Below are 20332 nucleotides of genomic sequence, written 5' to 3' on the forward strand. Positions count from 1 at the left end.
TTTAATCTAAGCATATTAAGTATTAAGATTCTTTCACTTCAAGAAGACCAATATCTCCATCTTCGCGTCGATAAATAACATTTGTAGTTTCATCTTCAACATCGATATAAATGAAGAAATCATGGCCCAATAAGTCCATCTGAAGAAGTGCTTCTTCAAGGTCCATTGGTTTTAAATCAATTTGTTTTGAACGAACAACTTTAGGTTGAGCAGCATCTGTCTCTTCTACTAAGGCATCTGTAAATAGTTGGCTAGTAGAAACTTTATTTCTGTTCTTACGTTCAATTTTAGTTTTATTTTTACGGATTTGACGTTCAATCTTATCTGTCACCAAATCAATAGATCCATACATATCTTGAGAAACGTCTTCTGCACGAAGAGTAATAGATCCAAGTGGAATTGTTACTTCTACCTTAGCAGTCTTTTCACGATACACTTTCAAATTTACACGTGCATCTAGTTCTTGATCTGCTTGGAAGTATTTTTCGATCTTTTCGAGTTTAGAAACTACATAATCACGAATTGCTTCTGTTACTTCTAGGTTTTCACCACGGATACTATATTTAATCATATAAGTACCTTCTTTCTAAACATATTTGTTTTTCTATATTTATTATAACGCTTTCAAAAAATTATTGCAATCTTTTTCCTCATCTTACGAGGGAAAATGTTTTAACATCTTTTGCTCCTGCATTCTCTAACATACTCTTGACACGGTTAATAGTCGCTCCTGTCGTATAAATATCATCAATCAATAGAATTTTCTTTGGAATCCTACTGTCTTCTTTAATAAAAAACGGAAGTTCTGTGGCCAAACGCTCTGAACGATTTTTAGAAGAACTGGCTTTCTCTTCTCTTTTCCCTAATACATCCAGATGGGAAAGTCCTGCCGCTTCTATTAGGCCTACAACCTGATTAAAACCTCTTTTTGCATACCTCTCAGGGCTTAATGGTATTAAAACAAAATGATAATCCTTGTATTTTTTTAAATTCTCTTTTAAAATCATAGCAAAAACTTTTCGGAGAATATAATCGCCATCAAATTTGTAACGATTAAAGAAGTCTTTCATGGCTTGATTATAACTAAAAATCGCTTCATGGCTTACTTCAATCCCTTCTTTACACCAAAGTTGACAGTCTTGACACGAACTTGACACTCCTTTTTTATAACAATTTGGGCAATGTTCTTCCTCAATCATTTCAAAACTTGAGTAACAAGCTAAACAAAGTGTGCTCTCCTCCTTTTTCAAAAAAAGAAGCTCTCCAAAGGTTAGATTTTTCTTCAAATGTTGGGCACATAGTAAACAAATCATAGCCCTGCCTCCTTGTTCATCAATTTAATTTCCTTTATAGCATTCTTAATCGAACGATTTAATCCATTATGAAAGAAAATTAGATCTCCTGTAGGTCTATCCATGCTGCGACCTACACGTCCTCCAATTTGAATGAGGCTTGATTTTGTAAAAAGACGATGGTTTGCTTCTACGACACAGACATCAACACAAGGGAAGGTAACTCCGCGCTCCAATATTGTTGTGCTTATCAATATGGTCAATTCCCTATCCCTAAAAGCTTGAACTTGCTCTAATCTATCTTCAGTAACTGAGGATACGAAACCAATTTTCTCATTTGGAAATTTTTCTTGTAAGATTTCCTTCAACTTCTCTCCCTTTGTAATTTCTGATGCAAATATTAGTAAGGGGTAGCCAGTTCTTCTCTGATTTTCAACATATCTTCTTAGCTCTGGTGGTAGGCGAAACTTATCCAAACATTTATCCAGATCAGATAGCCAAACGGGTTTTGGAATAATTAAAGGATTTCCATGGAATCGCCTTGGCAGGCTTAGTCGTTTTAGCTCCCCTAAGCGAACCTTCTTATCCAACTCATCTGTAGAAGTTGCAGTGAGAAAAATTCTGAGTCCATTTTCCTTTACACAATTCTTTACAGCTTTGTAAAGCATCTTGTTGTCAACATAAGGAAAAGCATCTACTTCATCTACTATTAGTAAATCAAAAGCGTGGTAAAACTTTAATAATTGATGAGTTGTTGCAACAACTAGTGGTGTCCGAAAGTATGGTTCAGACTCACCATGCAGTAAAGCTATTTCGCAAGCAAAGTCATTCTGCAATCGCTTATACAATTCCAAACAAACATCTATCCGTGGACTTGCTAGACAAACTGCGCCACCATCATTAATAACTTTCGCAACAACTTTATAAATCATCTCTGTCTTCCCAGCGCCAGTCACTGCATGAACTAAAGTCGGTTGCTGGTTCTCTACTGCCTGAAGTAATCCTTCTGATACTTTCTCTTGAAATGGAGTCAATTGTCCCTTCCATTTAAGAACATCTTGTTTAGGAAAATCTTCTTGAGGGAAATAATATAAGGCCTGATCACTCCTAACTCGCTTCATCAACAAACATTCTCGGCAGTAATGAGCATTAATAGGTAGAGACCATTCATCTTGAATCATACTATCACATCGTTGACAGAAGAGTTTCCCCTTCTCTTTTCTCATGCTTGGCAGCTTCTCCGCCAGTTGTCGTTCTTCAGGGCTTAATTCTTGTTCTGTAAAAAGTCGGCCTAAATAGTTTGGATTTATTTTCATACTTCTTTATTCGTAAAATCTAGAACTTTAGACTATTTTTTAGTACAATAAAAATATGGAATTTAGAACGATAAAAGAGGACGGACAAGTCCAAGAAGAAATCAAAAAATCACGATTTATTTGTCATGCAAAACGTGTCTATAGTGAAGAAGAAGCTCGTGCCTTTATCACTGCTATCAAAAAGGAACACTATAAGGCTACCCACAACTGCTCTGCTTTTATTATCGGTGAGCGCAGTGAAATCAAGCGAACCAGTGATGATGGGGAGCCAAGTGGAACTGCTGGTGTACCTATGCTAGGAGTTCTAGAAAATCACAATTTAACCAATGTCTGTGTAGTTGTTACCAGATATTTTGGTGGTATCAAACTGGGATCAGGAGGTCTTATTCGCGCTTATGCAGGTAGTGTTGCCTTAGCTGTCAAAGAAATTGGAATTGTTGAAATTAAAGAACAAGCAGGCATTCAGATTCACATGACCTATGCTCAATATCAAGAATATGGGAACTTTCTTAAAGAACATCATCTTATAGAACTTGAAAGCAACTTTACAGATCAAGTTGAAACGATGATCTTTGTTGATAAAGAGGATAAAGAAGGTATCAAAGCAGCCCTTATCGAATTTTTCAATGGGAAAGTCACCTTAATAGACCAAGGTTTACGAGAAGTTGAAGTTCCTGTTGACTTAGCTTAAACAGGAAAAAAAATATAGTTTTCGGAAATGAAGCAATGGAGTCGCTGGAAATTTTAGCGAACAAAACCGTCTGAGAATTAACAGTTTTGATTATTGATATAAAAAAATCCTATCACTTCGATAGGATTTCTATATTTTACAAAAGTTTAAGATAGCGTTATACTAGAAGCATCTTATATAAAGAGGTGCTAACATGGCTATTTATAACAATATCACAGAACTTATCGGAAAAACACCGATTGTTAAATTGAATAACATTGTACCAGAAGGTGCAGCAGACGTTTACGTAAAACTAGAAGCTTTTAACCCAGGTTCATCCGTTAAAGACCGCATCGCTCTTAGTATGATTGAAAAAGCAGAACAAGAGGGTAAACTAAAACCAGGCTCTACTATTGTAGAAGCAACAAGCGGGAACACTGGTATCGGTCTTTCATGGGTTGGCGCTGCTAAAGGTTATAAAGTTGTCATCGTTATGCCTGAAACAATGAGTGTTGAACGCCGCAAGATCATCCAAGCTTATGGTGCTGAACTAGTCCTTACTCCTGGTAGCGAAGGTATGAAAGGTGCGATTGCTAAAGCGCAAGAAATTGCTGCTGAACGCGATGGTTTCCTACCATTACAGTTTAATAACCAAGCTAACCCAGAAGTTCACGAAAGAACAACAGGAGCTGAAATTCTAGCTGATTTCGGAGCTGATGGTCTAGATGCCTTTGTTGCAGGTGTTGGTACTGGAGGAACTATTTCTGGTGTCTCTCACGCTCTTAAATCGGCTAATTCAGACATACAAATTTTTGCAGTTGAGGCAGACGAGTCAGCAATCTTATCAGGTGAAAAACCAGGACCTCACAAAATTCAAGGTATCTCTGCAGGATTCATCCCAGAAACACTGGATACAGAAGCTTATAATGGTATCGTTCGCGTGACATCAGACAATGCTCTTGCACTTGGTCGCGAAATTGGTGGAAAAGAAGGCTTCTTGGTAGGTATTTCTTCTGCCGCAGCTATCTATGCAGCAATCGAAGTTGCTAAAAAACTTGGGGCAGGTAAAAAAGTCCTTGCACTTGCACCAGATAACGGAGAACGTTACCTATCTACAGCGCTCTATGAGTTCGAAGTCTAGTCTCCTAAATACACAAAGCCCTTTAACAAGGGCTTTTTAATTTTTTTTATAAAATTTTTCTATATGAAAAAGGAAGCAAAGCTGCTTCCTCTTTTTATTATTAGTTATTCAAAGCTGCTGCCATTGTAGCTGCAACTTCAGCTTCAAAGTCATTTGCAGCTTTCTCAATACCTTCACCAACTTCAAAGCGAGCGAACTCAACTACTGAAGCGTTAACTGATTCAAGGAATGCTTCAACTGTCTTGCTGTCATCCATGATGTAGACTTGTGCAAGAAGTGTGTAAGCTTGGTCAACTTTAGTGTTGTCAAGCATGAAGCGATCCATTTTACCTGGAATGATTTTATCCCAGATTTTTTCTGGTTTACCTTCTGCAGCCAACTCTGCTTTAATGTCAGCTTCAGCTTGAGCGATAACTTCATCAGTCAATTGTGCTTTTGATCCATACTTCAAGTGTGGAAGTGCTGGTTTGTTAACCATTGCACGGCTTTCGTTATCTTGGTCGATTACGTGGTTCAATTGAGCCAACTCATCTTTAACAAATTGCTCATCCAATTCTTTGTATGAAAGAACTGTTGGTTTCATCGCAGCAATATGCATTGAGATTTGTTTAGCAAGTGCTTCATCTCCACCTTCAATAACAGAGATAACACCGATACGTCCACCATTGTGTTGGTAGGCACCGAAGTGTTGTGCGTCTGTTTTTTCAAGCAGAGCAAAACGACGGAATGAGATTTTTTCTCCGATTGTAGCAGTTGCAGATACGTATGCTGCTTCAAGAGTTTCACCTGAAGGCATTGTCAAAGCAAGAGCTTCTTCGTTGTTAGCTGGTTTACCTTCAGCGATGACTTTCGCAGTTGCATTTACCAATTCAACGAATTGAGCGTTTTTCGCAACGAAGTCTGTTTCAGCATTTACTTCAACTACTGCTGCAACGTTACCGTTCACATAAACACCAGTCAAACCTTCAGCAGCAACACGGTCAGCTTTTTTAGCTGCCTTAGCCATACCTTTTTCGCGAAGCAATTCAATCGCTTTTTCGATATCACCTTCAACTTCGACCAATGCTTTCTTAGCGTCCATGACACCAGCACCAGATTTTTCACGCAACTCTTTAACAAGTTTAGCTGTAATTTCTGCCATTTTGATTCTCCTATATTTTTTAAAAATAGGAGAGCCGGGCTAAGCCCCGCCCTCCTAGGTAATGATTACTTATTTGAATTAAGCGTTGTCGCCTTCTACAACTTCAACGATTTCTTCGATTGAGTCTGCTTGAGCTTCTGAAGCTGCAAATTCTGCTTCAACTGCTGCTACAGCATCTTCACCTTGGCGACCTTCGATGATAGCGTCTGCCAATTTAGCTGTGATCAACTTAACTGCGCGGATAGCGTCATCGTTAGCTGGGATGATTACATCGATATCATCTGGATCAGTGTTTGTGTCAACCATCGCTACAACTGGGATACCCAATTTTTTAGCTTCTTTAACTGCGATTTGCTCTTTATGTGGGTCAACTACGTACATTACATCTGGGATGCGAGGCATGTCTTCGATACCACCCAAGAATTTTTCAAGACGAGCGCGTTGTTTGTTAAGAAGTGCAACTTCTTTCTTAGGAAGAACGTCGAAGATTCCTTCTTCTTCCATGCGTTTGATTTCTTTCAAACGAGCGATACGTTTTTGGATTGTTCCCCAGTTAGTAAGGGTACCACCCAACCAACGGTGGTTGATGTAGTATTGACCTGAACGTTCTGCTTCTTCTTTAACAGCGTCAGCAGCTTGTTTCTTAGTACCAACAAACAATACAACTGCATCGTTAGCTGCTGCATCACGCATAAAGTCATATGCTTGGTCAGCGTATTTTACAGTTTGTTGCAAGTCGATAACGTGTATTCCGTTACGCTCAGTGAAGATGTACTTAGCCATCTTAGGGTTCCAGCGACGAGTTTGGTGACCAAAGTGTACACCAGCCTCAAGAAGTTGTTTCATTGAAATTACTGCCATGAGTATTTCTCCTTTTTTGTTTTTTCCTCTTCTTGATTTCAACTTGCAAAACAACCCAAAGGCAACAGTTTCACAATTCATCAAGAATGAGTATTATCGTTCACACGACAAGTTTCATTTTATCATAATTGGAGCTTTATTTCAAGTGATTTTGTTATTTTCTCCTTATTAAATTACTCGTAAGCACTCTAAATTTAAAACATCTCAACATATACTGCTGAGATGTTCTAATAGCTAATTTTTAAAAATTTAATGTAGTAGCAAAATAATTAGTTCATCCTATCTACTTCGAAGTTTCTTGCGGATTTTATAGGCGATATTAAACAAGAAATACAATGAGCTAGTTGGATAGTTAAACTCACCAGCAAACTCCTCAATTGTGGGATTAAATTTAGATTTAAAATTAAATAACCCGCCTTCTAAGTTGTTTTCAATTCCACCCATATTATGAGTCTCTGCCCCACGTTCAAATGAATGTTGAGCTGTCTCAAACCATGTAGGAATAGCAGGTTGATAGTGTCTAAACTCTTCATTCATTCCAGCATATAAGTTTTCTGAGGTTTTTCCAAATTCGATGGTCAAAGTTCCAGACAATGGGACGATACTGTCCCCTATATCAATATGGTTCTTAAGAAAAGAAACCTCTTCCTCTAATCGTTTTCTCTCTTGCTGATTCTCTTTTACTTTGCCTTCTTTCGTTTTATCTGTAAATTTCTGTGCTGTTTTTAGATTCTTTTCGAGTTGATTCTCAACTTCTTTCAATCTATTAGGTAAATCTAAATAGCTCAGTGTGATAAAGGAGTGATCAGGATAAGTGTTCAGTAACTTTTGATAATAATCTTTGCCTCGTAAACTAATGTTCTTACGAGACTCTGTTTTCTTCATTAAAAATGAAAATTCATCTAATAAGTCGAGTCCACCGAATTTTACTTCCAATCCTTTATTTCTTGCAGTTCGGATAGCCTGCTTAGTAGACTTGGATAATTGATCTAGTGAGAAGTTTTCTTTATGAATATTGGCTTGAAAACGTGGTTGTATATTTTCTGCCATATCCTTTGTTAAGCCTGTCCAATAAACTTTATTTTTTTTCAGTTCTTCAATAATTTCAAAAGTTTTAGAGTTTTGAATAGTTTCTTGCCCAATAAGACCTCTACTGATAAATAAACTTGGATCAAATTTAACCATTATTGCATGGCTTTTTTTAGCAAGTTTTTTCAACGTCAAAAGTACAAATTTCAGAAGTTCTTTATCTTCATAGTCAATTACTGGACCTCGTGGAATATAGAACATAGAAAGTCCTAATGGTAGTGGCTGAATTAAGATATTCGCTACTCCAACTAGTTGATCCTCTTTATAAAAGCCAACTCTCTCATTTCCCCAAGTATCCTTTATCTTGGACCAATCACTACTCTGCAATAAATTTCCTTGAGGATGATTTCCTAAAAACAAATCCCACTCTTTCACATCAACATTTATTTTATACGTAAACATAACTCCAACACCGACTCCCTTTAGAAACCTTTTTTATTAACGTGCTACACTCGTACTAAATCTCAAAATTTCATCTAACTTTAACTAAATAATTATAAGAAAAGAATATAAAATAAGTTCAAGTAATTATATAATGAAATTTATTTTTCAGCACTATACAAAGGGTGAGATTTATAAAACCTCACCCTAAATTTAGTAATAATCAGTATATTAGTTTGGATAAATGTATCTTACAGTACCTCTTGATGCTGTCGGATTAAACCATCCACGATAATTTCCAATTGGTTGAGTTCCACTACCATCATAGTTACATTCAGAAACTTGAATACGAGTTGATGATTCAACAGCCGTAACAACTGCTACGTGACCATATCCTCCATCATCCCATGAAGCAATTGCACCAACTTGTGGTGTAGAACCTGTACGGAAACCTGCAGCCGCTGCACTTGCAGCCCATTGGCCACCATTTCCCCAGTAATCGCCAGCCCATGGTGCTAAAGTTTTTGCACCCCATGTACATTGACCTACAGGATAACTTGATGCATTTGAACTATAGGTTGGGCGCTGACTTACAGTAGTTACTGCAGGTGTGTAGCTTGAATCATCGTCTGATGATGAGCTTGAAGTTGCTTGTACTTGTGCTGCAAAGGTTGTATTTGCTGAAGCAGCAACTGTTTGTTGTTGACTTGTTTGTTTCGCTTTGTATGCTGCTTCTGCTTCAGCTGCAGCCTTAGCTTCTGCTTCAGCTGCTGCTTTTTGCTCTAACAAAGTAGCTTTGTCACTTTCTGCGGTAGCTTTTTCTGCTGCAAGATTCAACTCAGCGGCTTTCAATTCTGCCTGTTTTGTTGTCAAGGCTTGAGCGTCATCAGCAAGTGTTTGTTGATTGGCAATAACTGTGTTGATTGCATTATTGTTTGCAACTTGTTTTTCAGAGATAGCTTTTTTATCTTCTTTTTGTTGTTGCAACATTTTATTGTTTGCTGAAACAATTTCACTCATAGCTGCTACACGAGAAATAGCTTCTGTGATTGAGTTAGAGTTAATAATTGTATTAATGTAGCTTGTAGCAGTTCCGTTAGTTTGTGCACTTCGAGCTTGGTTTTCAAGCGATTCATTTCGAGCTACGATGTTTTTTGAAAGCTCTGTGATTTCACCTTCAAGTTTTTTAGACTCTTCTTGAAGTTTTTCATTCTCAGCTTGCAACTTTTCTTGTTCCGTTTGAATAGCTGTTACTTTAGTTTGAATCTCATCAACTTGTTTTTGAGCTTCCTTTTGTTGTGTTGTCAATTCACTAATTTTGCTATCTTGAGCAGCAATTTTTTCATTTGTTGTATTGGCTTGGACACTTGAAAGCACAGTTCCTTGTGAAACCAATACTGTACTTAATAAGAGTGATGCTAGAATTTTTTTCTTCATAGTGTAAATACTCCTTCTTTAAAAAGACAATACTAGTATATCAAAAAAAGGCCTAATAAATATTACGCCTTTATTACAGTTTTGTTTCTTTCTTATAGATATATTTTTTCAAAAATATATTGGAAAACTAACATCCATATAAAATTCAATATCATAGTAGGACCCAGACTATAAACTATAAAAACAGGTAGATTTTCTGCAGTCAATCCTACCACATGTGCTAGGATAAAGCTACCAAATTCAAATATAAAAGTCATCATTAAAACTGCTAGCAATCGAGTCCATCTATTTGACAAAATAACTGAGTTGCTTTTATATACGATTGCTCCAATAATCACAAAAAGAAGACTGGCTATCCCTATCAGATGGAAGAAATAGATATCGTATATAAGTCCTAGAACCAAGCAATAGGCCAAAAACAGATATTCTGATACTTCGATTGTCTCGAATAATAAGAAGATGAAGATGAAGTGGCTTATAATTTGAAAATGTGGGAAAAAGCTATTTACAAATTGTCCTAAATGGCTATCTATTAAAATGATTACGGGCAAGAGCAAAAACATACCTATTTGCTTAAAAAGTCTCATGATGGATTCCCCACTAACTCTACGACTTTAAGATTCATTGGATCAGCATGCATTTTGACCATAACTTCTCTTGCCAGATAATCATTAGTAGGGGTCACAGATACGACTTCTCCTACAGGAATGTCTGTAGCATTGAAGTTCCCCAAACCTCCAGTTACTACTTTATCACCTTGACTAATATCTCCACTATTATTTAGCTGACTAATTTTCAGTAGTTCTTTTTCCTTATCATAACCAATAATGATACCATAAATGCTACTAGAACCATGCTGGATTTTAACAGAAATCTTCTCTGTATTCTCAGCGTTTGTTAATAAATTGACCACAGTTGAGTTGTCTTCTACGTTTTCAACGCTTCCAACCAATCCTCCACCAGAAACAACAAGCATACTAGTTGTTACACCTTGTTGCGAACCAACATTAACTGTTAACTCTTGTTTCCAAGTCGCCGGAGTTCTCATGATAACATCCGCAGCAATTAGCTTAGTCGCATTTGATTTTGACTTCATATCTAGTAATTGACGCAGTTGTTCATTTTCTTCTTTTAAGCGATCTGCTTCATTCTTTTCCTTTTCCATTTGATAGAATTCTTTTTTGAGAGTTTCATTCTCATTATAAGCTCTCGTCAAATTTCCTAAATCTGACTTTGTAGATTCTAACCATTGAAATGGTTTTTGCACAATTCTGTCTATCAGAGAAATGCCATCTCCAGCTTTTGTCACAACTGTACTTGACTGTGTCGTCACTAAAAAAACAGAAACTACTAGTATAACGACAAATAGAACAATGATATATTTTGATTTTTTAAAACGGTTCATACCTCTACCCTATCTCATTCTATACTTCACTTTAGGATTTCAACAAAAATAGAATCAAACCCAACACACATACCAGGAGTAAGGCCACACTATCTTTATTCATCCAATTCAACTGCCGGTACTGACTGCGTCCGTTCCCACCTTGATATCCTCTAGCCTCCATGGCTGTAGCAAGAGAATCTGCTCGTTTCAAACTCGTAGCGAATAATGGAATCAAAATAGGAATCATAGCCTTAACTTTTTGGATTATATTTCCTTCTCCAAAATCAACACCACGCGCCTTTTGAGCGTTCATAATTCGAATCGTATCATCCATTAAGGTTGGTACAAAACGTAAACTCATAGACAACATGAGCCCGATTTCATGAACAGGAACCTTAAATCTTTTCAAGGGTCCAAGCAAGGACTCAACTGCTGTAGCCAAGCTTAATGGCATGGTTGTCAAGGTAAGCAAAGTTGAGAAAAAGATAATCAACACAAAGCGGCAAAAAATAATTCCCGCCTGCTCAATGCCATGACTCGTGATTTTAATAAACCCCATCTCGAACAAGACATCTCCACCAGAGATAAAGAAAAGTTGAAAAAGAGTTGTAAAAGCAATCAGAAAAAACATAGATCGCAAACCTTTTATGAAAAAGGATAAGGGAACCTCAGATAAGGCTACAAATATACCTGTTACAACGAAAAGGATTACATTAGTTATTGGATTATTGGCCCAAAAAACGATCATAATCAATAAAATCATTGCCACTAACTTACTACGAGGATCCAAACGATGAACAATCGAATTTCCTGGTATGTAACGACCTAAAATCATGTTATCCATTGATGAACTCCTTAAACTCCTCTATCGTTATCGGCAATTGTTTAAAAGAAACTCCTCGTTCAGCTAGCCTTTGAGCAAATCTTGTGATTTTTGGAACACCTAATTGGATTTTTTCCATGAATTCGACATTTTGAAAAACAAGACTTGGCTTCCCACTCTTGACCAACTTTCCTTTTTCCATCACATAAACTTGGTCAGCAAATTCGGCCACGTCATCCATCAGATGGGTCACTAAAACAATCGTGATACCATCCTGATGAAGTTTTTTAAACAAGGCCATTAACTCTTTTCGACCAATTGGATCCAAACCAGCTGTTGGCTCATCTAAGACCAAAATGCTAGGCTCCATCGCCAAAATACCAGCAATCGCAACCCTTCTCATTTGTCCGCCTGAAAGCTCAAAGGGACTACGTCCAAAGAGTGACTCATCAATTCCTACTAAAGCTAGTTTTTCACGCGCAATAGCTTCTGCCTCTTCTACAGAGACTCCAAAATTTTGAGGTCCAAAAGCCACATCTTTTAAGACAGTCTCCTCAAAGATTTGATTTTCTGCAAACTGAAAGACTAAGCCCACTTGTTTGCGAATTTGACGAATTTGCTTATTGACGGATGTTGATGTAATTAATGTATCAAAGATACGAACACTTCCCTTTGTGGGAACCAACAAACCATTCAAAAGTTGAAGAATTGTAGATTTCCCGCTTCCTGTATGCCCAATAATTGCTGTATAAGATCCATCCTCTATTGACAAATTAACATCGGACAAGGCAGCTGAGGCAAAGGGTGTTCCTTCCTGATACGTATAACTCACATTGTCTAGAATAATTCCCATAAAGCCTCCTCGAGCTCCTCTTCGGTCAGGTAGTGCTCTGGTAATTTCAAGCCACTAGTACGTAGCGATTCTTTTAATTGGTTGACAAAGGGTTGATCTAAACCAATTTGATCTAAATCTGACCTAGAGAATAATTCTCTAGGAGTGCTTGTTGACTCGACCTCTCCTTTTTTCATCACCAAAACACGGTCGCTCATAGCAACCTCATCTAAGTCATGTGTAATGGATATGACTGTCATATGGTGATCTTGGCGAATCTTTTGGACGATCTTAATCAACTCTAGACGCCCCTCTGGATCCAACATGCTTGTAGCCTCATCCAAAATTAAAATGTCTGGTCGCAGAGCGACAACTCCTGCGATAGCCACCCTTTGTTTTTGACCGCCTGATAAACGAGATGGTTCCTTTTTAGAAAATTCTGCCATGCCAACCAATGATAAAGCTTCAGTAACTCGAACCTCCATCTCTTCAAGTGGAATCCCTTGGTTTTCTAGTCCAAAAGCAACGTCATCTTCTACGGTTGCCCCCACGAATTGGTTATCAGGATTTTGAAATACCATACCAATCTTACGTCTTTTTTCCCAGACGTTTTCCGGAGTTAGGCAATCACCGTCTATCCAAATTTCTCCAGATTCCGCTTCTAGCAAACCGTCAATCAAGCGAACAGTTGTTGATTTTCCACTACCATTATGACCAACGATAGACAACCATTCTCCACGTTTCACGTGAAACGAAATGTTATGAACATCATAGTGTTCTTGATCTGTCTGATATTGAAATGACAGATTCTTAATTCCAATAATCGATTCCATATTTAGCGAAAGGTTCCTTTAAACAAATACGCGCTTCCCTTGAAGTAATCATAACCAGAATAAACTGTAAAGAACAAAGCGATATAAAGAGTTATCTGACCGATTAAATTCCAATGAAATAACAAGAAGATAATCGCAAACATCTGACTGAATGTCTTGATTTTTCCAGGCATAGCAGCAGCCAGAACGGTTCCACCCGTTTCAACTAAAAGCAAGCGCAACCCAGTAACTGCAAGTTCTCGGCAAATGATTACAGCTACTACCCAAGCAGGAGCCATATTTAGACCTACTAGCATGATAAAGGCCGACATAACTAACAACTTATCTGCCATTGGATCTGCGAATTTCCCAAAATTGCTAACTACTTGCCATTTTCTAGCTAAATAGCCATCTAGATAGTCAGTGATACTGGCAATGGCAAAAATAATTGCTGCTATTTTATGTAACACAGGAGACTGTCCAAATGATAGAAGGAGAACAAAAATCGGAATAAATAAAATTCTACCAAGCGTAAGTATGTTAGGAATATTCTCTTTTTTCATGTTATCCTTCCTTAATTTGAACTTAATTTCAATGTAATCCAGCCAGTTTGACCAGTTAATTTCGAAGTATCAATTTCATGATTATCGATTTTGATTTTCACGCCTTTGACAACGCCTAATGTGATAGTTACTGGAGAGCCTTTAGAAACTGTTGTTTTGGCCATCTTATTATTAGGCTCAAGAGTAGTTCCTCCAGCCAATTCAGTATCTGAAACACTAATCCAGCTTGTTGCATCCGTCACAGACAGTTGAAGTTCGGCAGTATCTTTATCAGTTTTATATTCTACCGATATAACATCTCCCTGGCCAGAAACCGTCACAGTTGATGTGTCGCTCGAACTTGATGGGCTAGTGGTTTGATTGCTAGTTGTTGTTTCACTACTTGTTGCACTTGTTGTCGTAGTCACAACATTATAGTTGGCTGAAGTTGTTGCTGTCGGTTGTGTTTGAATGTAATTCCAAACATAATAAGAAACAAAAATTATAATTGATAAGGAGAAGAGAATAAAGTAAAACAGAGGGAGCAAGGAACGTTTCTTACGATTAGAACGTCTACGACCTGATAGTTCTATCTCATCAACATCAACTTCCTCATAGGTAATCATACTCCCTGAATCATATGCGTCTAAAACAAGGTTTTCATCCAACTCAACTGCCCAAGCATACTTCCTCAAAAAAGAACGTGTATAAAAAGGGCTTGGTAATTGGTCGAAATCATCTGATTCTAAAGCCTCAAGCAGATTCAGTTGAATGTCTGTCTTGCGCTGCAATTCCTCTAAACTCAAACCTTGATTGATTCTTGCTAAACGTAACACTTCACCAATTGTTTTTTTTCTCATACTTACCATGCCTTCTTTCTAGTTTATTTTATATTTCGATGGCTATAGTGGAAAAATTGTAAATTCAACCATTTCACTATTGTCGATAAAATGATGTCCTACCTCAAGAACATCATCCAAGGTCATTTCCTGTATAATCTTTGGTAAATCAAACAGGGTTGTTTCGTCAGAATGTGACTGATATTGGGTCGCAATAAATTCTAAAGAGTTCATACTATGGATAAATTCTCCATAAATTTCACTTTTGATTAAATCAAGATGTTCTTCCGAAATATCTGCATCAGTAACAAAGCTCTGAATTGCCTTTCGGAATTGATGCGAAATAGCAACAGGTTCCTTTGTGTCCATTGTCAGCATCAAAAAGTTAAAACGTCGATTGATTTCAACTTCTAAAGATAATGAAGAATCTAATTTCCCAGTTTCATACAAACTCTGAAATCTTTTAGAAGTCCAACCAAACATCATCGTAAATAACGCTCTTAATAGAACGCTATATCGATAGCAGTCCTGATGACCCATATCAGAATTCGTTCGAACCCCTATTGCTAATTTAGGTGATGCAACATCCATACGAATACTCTCAACCTTCTTTACAGGGTGTAAAGCGATTGGTTCTTTTGGATTTTGAACTATACAACCTCCAACATCCTTTTGCGAGAAATAATTCTGTATCCACTCTAAATCAAAATTTCCAACGAGGAAAATTTGGCTATTGACAGGAGTGTAAAATTCATCAAAATTGTCCCGTAGATCCTCTAAACTAATATCTTCTATCGAATCTTCAGTCCCAACAATATCTGAAGCTAGTGGAGTTTCTGGATATAGATTTGCAAGTGTTTTAAAGAACAAGCAAGAATCAGGGTCATCCTGATACATTTCGCGTTCTTGTTGAATAATATCCTTTTCTCGTTCAACAGATTCTTCAGTAATGTTAAAGCTAGTAACAAGCTCGTCAAGCAAGTCCAAACACTCAGCGACATTGTCAGAGGTTGAAAAAAGATAACTTGTATTTGTAAAGCTTGTAAAGGCGTTACTATCTGCACCTAATTTGGTAAATGCAGCCATGATATCTTCAGAATTTTCTCTTTCAAAAAGTTTATGTTCTAAAAAATGAGCAATCCCCTTAGGATATGTTTTCTTTTTACTATCTCTAGCTGTAAACTCAGTGTCAACTGAACCAACATAGACAGTTACTACACCATAAACTTCGTTAAAATCATTTTTAGGAAGCAAAGAAACTGTCAGTCCGTTTTCTAATTTCGCTTGATAAAGAGTTTCCTTTACAGCAGGATAATATTTCTCTTGAAAAGTAACTCTAGTCATTCTGCTCCTTCCATAAAATAGATAGCCTGCAATTTCAAACTAGATGCTGCCCTACAGATTTCATCCTTGTCAACTTGCTCTAGTCTCTCTATCAAAGTATCCAGGTCTAAAACCGATTTACCAAAAAAGAGGCTTAAGTATTCTCTATCTATAATCGAATCTTGATTATCCTGACTCAACAACATCGTCCTACGAATCATTTTCTTAGTTTGATTAACTTCAGAATCTGTAAATCTACCATTTTTGATAGCTAACAATTGATCATTCATCAATTTTCTTACCTTGTTTCGATTTTGACGATTTATCCCAGCAAACAATCTTAAAAATCCACTAAAGAGATCTAAGTGACTAGAAACAGTGTAGGCCAACCCTTCCTTTTCCCTAACTTGGGTAAACAATCTAGAGTGCGGGAAAGCTCCAAGCAAACCATTCACAAGAAGCAAGGCCATCTTTTGGTCATCTCCATAACCAATTGTGCTATGATAACCCATTTCTAGAATAGACTGACCTAGGTTTTTCCTAGCAATTCCTTCTCTAAGAACATTTGAATAACTTTGCTGATATTGAATGTTTACAGTTTCTTTACGACCTGTCAAGTCAAACTTCTTCAAGTTTTCGAAGACTTCAATTTCATTAAAATCACCTAAAAAGAATAAATCAATTCTATCTTCTTTCAGCATTTTTTGAAAACTTAAATAGCAAGATTTAGAAGTCTCTTCAGAAATTCTGGCAATTAAATCTCTAGGAACTAACTGCATGGATTCTTCTTGGAAAAACAACTGATCCAATTCTTTATGGGCAAAGAAGAAAGGATCCTCTAATTCTGATTCTAGTCTCGCCAACAATTGTTTTTTTTCAATTTCAAAGGCATTGTTCTCAAATTCATCTTCATTTGACAATGGATTAAATATGACTTGATACAATAATTCTAAAATCTGAGCTGTTAATACGTTTTTCTTACTTAAAAATTCATCTCGAACATAAGTCAAACTCACGTCTACTAAGTGACTTTGCCCCCTTCTATAAGCATGAGTTGACAAATCTGCTCCATACAATGCTGCCAGATGTTTTCTAAGAACCTGAGCAGTTGGATAGCCTTTATTAGAAGTTTCAAGCATACTGGCACTTAGCATGCGACCAGAAATTAAATCCAGAGATAATGGAGCTGTGAAACGCATGGTTATTTTATTTGTCTTAAACTTTTTAGATTGGATAAAATGCACTGCAATTCCAGGGAATAACTCCATCTTTTACCTCCTTTTACATAGAGTTCTATTATACCATGAAAATGAAAATTTTTCTTGTTCTCTTTGACTCTTTTGAAATTAAAATCGTTTTCATTCAACGGGTTTCTTCTCCACTATTTTAAGCAAATTATGGTATAATACCAAAGATTGAGGTGAACTATGGAATACAAATTATTTGAAGAATTTATTACTCTCCAATCTCTTTTGAAAGATCTTGGAATCATACAAAGTGGCGGTGCTATTAAATCTTTTTTATCTGACCACCTTGTTTATTTTAATGGAGAATTAGAAAATCGTCGAGGCAAGAAAATTAGAATCGGGGATTCTATTGAAATCCCTGATTTAAAAACCCAGATTGTTCTAGTTCAACCAACCCCAGAAGAACTAGAGGAGTTTCATCTAGAAAAACTTGAGAAAGAACGTGTAGCTAAGCTTGTAAAGGAAATGAATAAGAAAGTTCAAAAAAAATCTACAAAAAAAGCTCAACCAACAAATACAAAATCTGCACCACGTTTTCCAGGTAGATAATCATGTGGTTGAAAAACTTATCCATTAAACAGTTTCGTAACTATCATAATATCAAAGTTGATTTTAATCCAAAATTAAATGTATTTGTTGGCCGAAACGCCCAAGGGAAAACGAATCTTCTTGAAAGTATTTACTTTTTAGCCTTAACAAGAAGTCATCGAACAAAGACAGACAAAAATTTAATTCAGTTTGAAGAAGAACAACTACAAGTTTCCGGTCTGTTGCAGAAGAAAACAGCAACTATACCACTTGAAATCGACTTAACACAAAAAGGTCGGATTACTAAAGTGAATCATTTAAAACAAGCTCGTCTTTCTGATTATATTGGACATATGAATGTTGTCTTATTTGCTCCAGAAGATTTACAACTTGTCAAAGGTGCGCCAGCCATTCGACGTAAATTCATTGACATGGAGTTGGGACAGATCAAACCGATTTACTTGTCAGACTTGTCAAGCTATAACCATATTCTTAAACAGAGAAATACCTATCTAAAAACTACACAAAATATTGATGAAACATTTTTATCCGTTCTTGATGATCAACTTGTAGAATATGGATGTCGTGTAATGATTCACAGGGCTGATTTTATCCAGAAAATGGATTTCTTTGGTCAAAAGAAACATTTTGACATTTCAGACCAATTAGAAGAACTGTCAATACGCTATCAACCTTCTGTAAACTTTGTTGACAAAGAACATTTAGCTGATTCTTTTTATATAGCACTTCAAAAGAGTAAACCTAGAGATTTATTTAAAAAGAACACAGGAGTTGGTCCTCATCGAGATGATATGGTTTTCTTAATCAACGGTATAGAAGCAAGTTTTGGCAGTCAAGGACAGCATCGTAGCCTAGTTCTGTCTGTCAAACTAGCTGAAATCGAGTTGATGGAAAGCATTACCAAGGAATCTCCCATTCTTTTACTTGACGATGTTATGAGTGAACTTGACAATAATCGTCAACTTAAATTATTAGAGACTATCTCTCATAACATTCAAACCTTTATAACAACTACAAGTTTAGACCACCTTCAAAACTTGCCTGATAACCTAAGCGTCTTTACAGTAAATGATGGTCAACTATCTGTAAACTAAACTTTACATGCATGTTAAAACAAAAAAGCTCCTGTTAAACAGGAGCTTTTTTTAATTACATTGAGTAATTTGGTGCTTCGTTAGTAATTTGCACATCATGCGGATGACTTTCTTTTAGACCTGCACCAGACATTTCGATAAACTGAGCATTATCATGCAATTCTTTAAGATTCGCAGCACCACAGTAACCCATACCAGAACGAATACCACCAATCATTTGGAAGACGATGTCAGCCGCTGCACCTTTATAAGCAACACGACCTTCGATTCCTTCTGGAACCAGTTTGTTTGCTTCATTGACAGAACCTTGGAAGTAACGGTCGCTTGAACCCTTCTTCATAGCAGCGATTGAACCCATACCGCGATATGTCTTGAACTTCCGCCCTTGGAAGATTTCAGTTTCACCTGGAGCTTCATCTGTTCCTGCAAACATTGATCCGAGCATCACTGCGTTTCCTCCAGCAGCAAGAGCTTTTACAATATCTCCAGAATATTTGATTCCACCATCAGCGATAATTGTTTTACCATATTCACGCGCAACTGCTGCTGCATCGTAAATTGCTGTTACCTGGGGAACTCCTACACCAGCAATAACACGAGTTGTACAGATTGAACCTGGCCCAATACCGACTTTAACAACGTCAACACCTGCATCATAAAGAGCACGCGCACCTTCAGCAGTAGCGATGTTCCCAGCAATCAGTGTACGGTCTGGGAAATGAGCACGAATTTCAGCGATTTTACGAAGTACACCCGCTGAGTGACCATGGGCAGTATCGATAACAATAGCATCAGCTCCTGCTTCAAAGAGGGCTTCTGCACGTTCAAATGTGTCAGAAGTAACTCCTACCGCACCAGCAACTAGAAGACGACCGAATTCATCTTTTGCCGCATTTGGGAACTCAATCACTTTTTCAATATCTTTAATGGTGATTAAACCAGAAAGACGACCCTCTTCGTCAACTAGAGGTAGTTTTTCAATACGGTGTTCTTGAAGAATACTCTCAGCAGTTTTTAAATCTGTACCAACCGGAGCAGTAACTAGGTTTTCACTAGTCATGTGTTTTGAAATTGGTTGGTTATAGTCGGAAATAAAACGAAGGTCTCGGTTAGTCAAAATACCAATTAACTTGCGGTTTTCAAGAGTTTCAACTACAGGCACACCACTGATACGATAGCGACCCATTAGCTCATCTGCTTCAGCGATTGTATGTTCTGGAGTCAAGAAGAATGGATCGATAATAACACCATTCTCAGAACGTTTTACCTTGCGAACTTCGTCAGCTTGTTGCTCAATAGACATGTTTTTATGGATAACTCCAAGCCCACCTGCACGCGCGATTGCAATTGCCATTTGGCTTTCTGTTACAGTATCCATTGCAGCTGTAATAATTGGGATATTTAAAGTCAAATTATCTGCTAATTTTGTTGTTAAATCCGCATCATTAGGCAACACATGACTCTCTGCTGGAATAAGTAATACATCATCAAAGGTAAAACCTTTTTTTAAAAATTTAGTGTCCCAATTAGACATTGAAGTTTCCTCATTTCTTTCT

21 protein-coding genes are annotated in these 20332 nt (G+C 37.1%); 4 read left to right on the plus strand and 17 right to left on the minus strand.

Translation table 11 applies throughout. The features are described 5' to 3' along the window. Positions 1–22: 22 nt before the first annotated feature. The 3 genes from hpf to I1J71_RS02070 form a co-directional block, all read right to left on the minus strand. The gene (gene hpf, locus I1J71_RS02060) at positions 23–571 is read right to left on the minus strand and encodes a ribosome hibernation-promoting factor, HPF/YfiA family (RefSeq protein ID WP_006153348.1); all 549 of its coding nucleotides are present in this window, start codon (positions 569–571) and stop codon (positions 23–25) included. A 79-nt stretch (positions 572–650) separates the two neighbouring features. Next, positions 651–1313 carry a ComF family protein gene (locus I1J71_RS02065; protein WP_195183538.1) on the minus strand — a complete coding sequence of 221 codons (663 nt, stop codon included), beginning with the start codon at positions 1311–1313 and terminating at the stop codon, positions 651–653. After that, positions 1310–2608: a DEAD/DEAH box helicase gene (locus I1J71_RS02070; protein WP_195183539.1), complete on the minus strand. Its 1299-nt coding sequence runs from the start codon at positions 2606–2608 to the stop codon at positions 1310–1312. The genes I1J71_RS02065 and I1J71_RS02070 overlap by 4 nt, the downstream gene beginning before the upstream one ends. 55 nt (positions 2609–2663) lie before the next feature. On the opposite strand from I1J71_RS02070, the gene I1J71_RS02075 reads away from it, so the two are divergent. Beyond that, complete coding sequence (locus I1J71_RS02075) at positions 2664–3299, plus strand: YigZ family protein (RefSeq protein ID WP_195183540.1); 636 nt, start codon at positions 2664–2666, stop codon at positions 3297–3299. A 193-nt stretch (positions 3300–3492) separates the two neighbouring features. After that, a complete protein-coding gene (cysK, locus tag I1J71_RS02080) occupies positions 3493–4419 on the plus strand; it encodes a cysteine synthase A (RefSeq protein ID WP_195183541.1) in 927 nt (308 codons plus the stop codon). 100 nt (positions 4420–4519) lie between these two features. Here the strand turns inward: cysK and tsf are convergent, their stop codons facing one another. The 13 genes from tsf to yfmF form a co-directional block, all read right to left on the minus strand. Beyond that, positions 4520–5560, minus strand: a complete 1041-nt coding sequence (gene tsf, locus I1J71_RS02085) for a translation elongation factor Ts (protein ID WP_195183542.1) — start codon at positions 5558–5560, stop codon at positions 4520–4522. Between the two features lie 78 nt (positions 5561–5638). Beyond that, positions 5639–6421, minus strand: a complete 783-nt coding sequence (gene rpsB / locus I1J71_RS02090) for a 30S ribosomal protein S2 (RefSeq protein ID WP_004250981.1) — start codon at positions 6419–6421, stop codon at positions 5639–5641. 279 nt (positions 6422–6700) lie between these two features. Continuing rightward, positions 6701–7912, minus strand: a complete 1212-nt coding sequence (locus I1J71_RS02095; RefSeq protein WP_195183543.1) for an aminoacyltransferase — start codon at positions 7910–7912, stop codon at positions 6701–6703. A 210-nt stretch (positions 7913–8122) separates the two neighbouring features. Then, positions 8123–9328 (minus strand): peptidoglycan hydrolase PcsB, encoded by a 1206-nt coding sequence (gene pcsB, locus I1J71_RS02100; RefSeq protein ID WP_195183544.1) that lies wholly within the window; start codon positions 9326–9328, stop codon positions 8123–8125. 92 nt (positions 9329–9420) lie between these two features. Next, positions 9421–9915, minus strand: coding sequence for a rod shape-determining protein MreD (gene mreD / locus I1J71_RS02105; protein WP_049494454.1), 495 nt, complete (start codon positions 9913–9915; stop codon positions 9421–9423). Further along, on the minus strand, positions 9912–10733 hold the full coding sequence (gene mreC, locus I1J71_RS02110; protein ID WP_049494455.1) for a rod shape-determining protein MreC: 822 nt from the start codon (positions 10731–10733) through the stop codon (positions 9912–9914). The genes mreD and mreC overlap by 4 nt, the downstream gene beginning before the upstream one ends. 31 nt (positions 10734–10764) lie before the next feature. Beyond that, positions 10765–11559: an energy-coupling factor transporter transmembrane component T family protein gene (locus I1J71_RS02115; protein ID WP_006149079.1), complete on the minus strand. Its 795-nt coding sequence runs from the start codon at positions 11557–11559 to the stop codon at positions 10765–10767. After that, positions 11552–12391, minus strand: coding sequence for an energy-coupling factor transporter ATPase (locus I1J71_RS02120; protein ID WP_195183545.1), 840 nt, complete (start codon positions 12389–12391; stop codon positions 11552–11554). The genes I1J71_RS02115 and I1J71_RS02120 overlap by 8 nt, the downstream gene beginning before the upstream one ends. After that, positions 12376–13203: an energy-coupling factor ABC transporter ATP-binding protein gene (locus I1J71_RS02125; RefSeq protein ID WP_195183546.1), complete on the minus strand. Its 828-nt coding sequence runs from the start codon at positions 13201–13203 to the stop codon at positions 12376–12378. The genes I1J71_RS02120 and I1J71_RS02125 overlap by 16 nt, the downstream gene beginning before the upstream one ends. Before the next feature lie 2 nt (positions 13204–13205). Next, on the minus strand, positions 13206–13745 hold the full coding sequence (gene pgsA, locus I1J71_RS02130) for a CDP-diacylglycerol--glycerol-3-phosphate 3-phosphatidyltransferase (protein WP_016466521.1): 540 nt from the start codon (positions 13743–13745) through the stop codon (positions 13206–13208). A gap of 11 nt (positions 13746–13756) precedes the next feature. After that, positions 13757–14584: a cytoskeleton protein RodZ gene (gene rodZ, locus I1J71_RS02135; RefSeq protein ID WP_016466522.1), complete on the minus strand. Its 828-nt coding sequence runs from the start codon at positions 14582–14584 to the stop codon at positions 13757–13759. A 42-nt stretch (positions 14585–14626) separates the two neighbouring features. Beyond that, positions 14627–15907, minus strand: coding sequence for an EF-P 5-aminopentanol modification-associated protein YfmH (gene yfmH / locus I1J71_RS02140; RefSeq protein ID WP_195183547.1), 1281 nt, complete (start codon positions 15905–15907; stop codon positions 14627–14629). Continuing rightward, positions 15904–17154 carry an EF-P 5-aminopentanol modification-associated protein YfmF gene (gene yfmF, locus I1J71_RS02145; protein WP_195183548.1) on the minus strand — a complete coding sequence of 417 codons (1251 nt, stop codon included), beginning with the start codon at positions 17152–17154 and terminating at the stop codon, positions 15904–15906. Before yfmF ends, yfmH begins: the two co-directional genes overlap by 4 nt. A 159-nt stretch (positions 17155–17313) precedes the next feature. Between yfmF and yaaA the strand changes: the two genes are divergently transcribed. Both yaaA and recF read left to right on the plus strand, forming a co-directional pair. Continuing rightward, positions 17314–17682: a S4 domain-containing protein YaaA gene (yaaA, locus tag I1J71_RS02150; protein ID WP_195183549.1), complete on the plus strand. Its 369-nt coding sequence runs from the start codon at positions 17314–17316 to the stop codon at positions 17680–17682. Between the two features lie 2 nt (positions 17683–17684). Beyond that, the gene (recF, locus tag I1J71_RS02155; protein WP_195183550.1) at positions 17685–18776 is read left to right on the plus strand and encodes a DNA replication/repair protein RecF; all 1092 of its coding nucleotides are present in this window, start codon (positions 17685–17687) and stop codon (positions 18774–18776) included. 55 nt (positions 18777–18831) lie between these two features. On the opposite strand, the gene guaB is transcribed toward recF, so the two are convergent. After that, complete coding sequence (gene guaB / locus I1J71_RS02160) at positions 18832–20310, minus strand: IMP dehydrogenase (RefSeq protein ID WP_006154819.1); 1479 nt, start codon at positions 20308–20310, stop codon at positions 18832–18834. Between the last annotated feature and the right edge of the window lie 22 nt (positions 20311–20332).

It is taken from the genome of Streptococcus infantis, assembly GCF_015546995.1.
In the GTDB taxonomy this organism is placed as follows: domain Bacteria; phylum Bacillota; class Bacilli; order Lactobacillales; family Streptococcaceae; genus Streptococcus; species Streptococcus infantis_J.

Bases quoted from the DNA above. Each gene is read 5' to 3' on its own strand.
- rpsB (WP_004250981.1), bottom strand. From the start codon at position 6,421: ATGGCAGTAATTTCAATGAAACAACTTCTTGAGGCTGGTGTACACTTT.
- I1J71_RS02075 (WP_195183540.1), top strand. From the start codon at position 2,664: ATGGAATTTAGAACGATAAAAGAGGACGGACAAGTCCAAGAAGAAATC.
- I1J71_RS02070 (WP_195183539.1), bottom strand. From the start codon at position 2,608: ATGAAAATAAATCCAAACTATTTAGGCCGACTTTTTACAGAACAAGAA.
- pgsA (WP_016466521.1), bottom strand. From the start codon at position 13,745: ATGAAAAAAGAGAATATTCCTAACATACTTACGCTTGGTAGAATTTTA.
- mreD (WP_049494454.1), bottom strand. From the start codon at position 9,915: ATGAGACTTTTTAAGCAAATAGGTATGTTTTTGCTCTTGCCCGTAATC.
- I1J71_RS02065 (WP_195183538.1), bottom strand. From the start codon at position 1,313: ATGATTTGTTTACTATGTGCCCAACATTTGAAGAAAAATCTAACCTTT.
- I1J71_RS02125 (WP_195183546.1), bottom strand. From the start codon at position 13,203: ATGGAATCGATTATTGGAATTAAGAATCTGTCATTTCAATATCAGACA.
- tsf (WP_195183542.1), bottom strand. From the start codon at position 5,560: ATGGCAGAAATTACAGCTAAACTTGTTAAAGAGTTGCGTGAAAAATCT.
- rodZ (WP_016466522.1), bottom strand. From the start codon at position 14,584: ATGAGAAAAAAAACAATTGGTGAAGTGTTACGTTTAGCAAGAATCAAT.
- pcsB (WP_195183544.1), bottom strand. From the start codon at position 9,328: ATGAAGAAAAAAATTCTAGCATCACTCTTATTAAGTACAGTATTGGTT.
- cysK (WP_195183541.1), top strand. From the start codon at position 3,493: ATGGCTATTTATAACAATATCACAGAACTTATCGGAAAAACACCGATT.
- yaaA (WP_195183549.1), top strand. From the start codon at position 17,314: ATGGAATACAAATTATTTGAAGAATTTATTACTCTCCAATCTCTTTTG.
- I1J71_RS02115 (WP_006149079.1), bottom strand. From the start codon at position 11,559: ATGGATAACATGATTTTAGGTCGTTACATACCAGGAAATTCGATTGTT.
- guaB (WP_006154819.1), bottom strand. From the start codon at position 20,310: ATGTCTAATTGGGACACTAAATTTTTAAAAAAAGGTTTTACCTTTGAT.
- I1J71_RS02095 (WP_195183543.1), bottom strand. From the start codon at position 7,912: ATGTTTACGTATAAAATAAATGTTGATGTGAAAGAGTGGGATTTGTTT.
- hpf (WP_006153348.1), bottom strand. From the start codon at position 571: ATGATTAAATATAGTATCCGTGGTGAAAACCTAGAAGTAACAGAAGCA.
- yfmF (WP_195183548.1), bottom strand. From the start codon at position 17,154: ATGGAGTTATTCCCTGGAATTGCAGTGCATTTTATCCAATCTAAAAAG.
- yfmH (WP_195183547.1), bottom strand. From the start codon at position 15,907: ATGACTAGAGTTACTTTTCAAGAGAAATATTATCCTGCTGTAAAGGAA.
- recF (WP_195183550.1), top strand. From the start codon at position 17,685: ATGTGGTTGAAAAACTTATCCATTAAACAGTTTCGTAACTATCATAAT.
- mreC (WP_049494455.1), bottom strand. From the start codon at position 10,733: ATGAACCGTTTTAAAAAATCAAAATATATCATTGTTCTATTTGTCGTT.
- I1J71_RS02120 (WP_195183545.1), bottom strand. From the start codon at position 12,391: ATGGGAATTATTCTAGACAATGTGAGTTATACGTATCAGGAAGGAACA.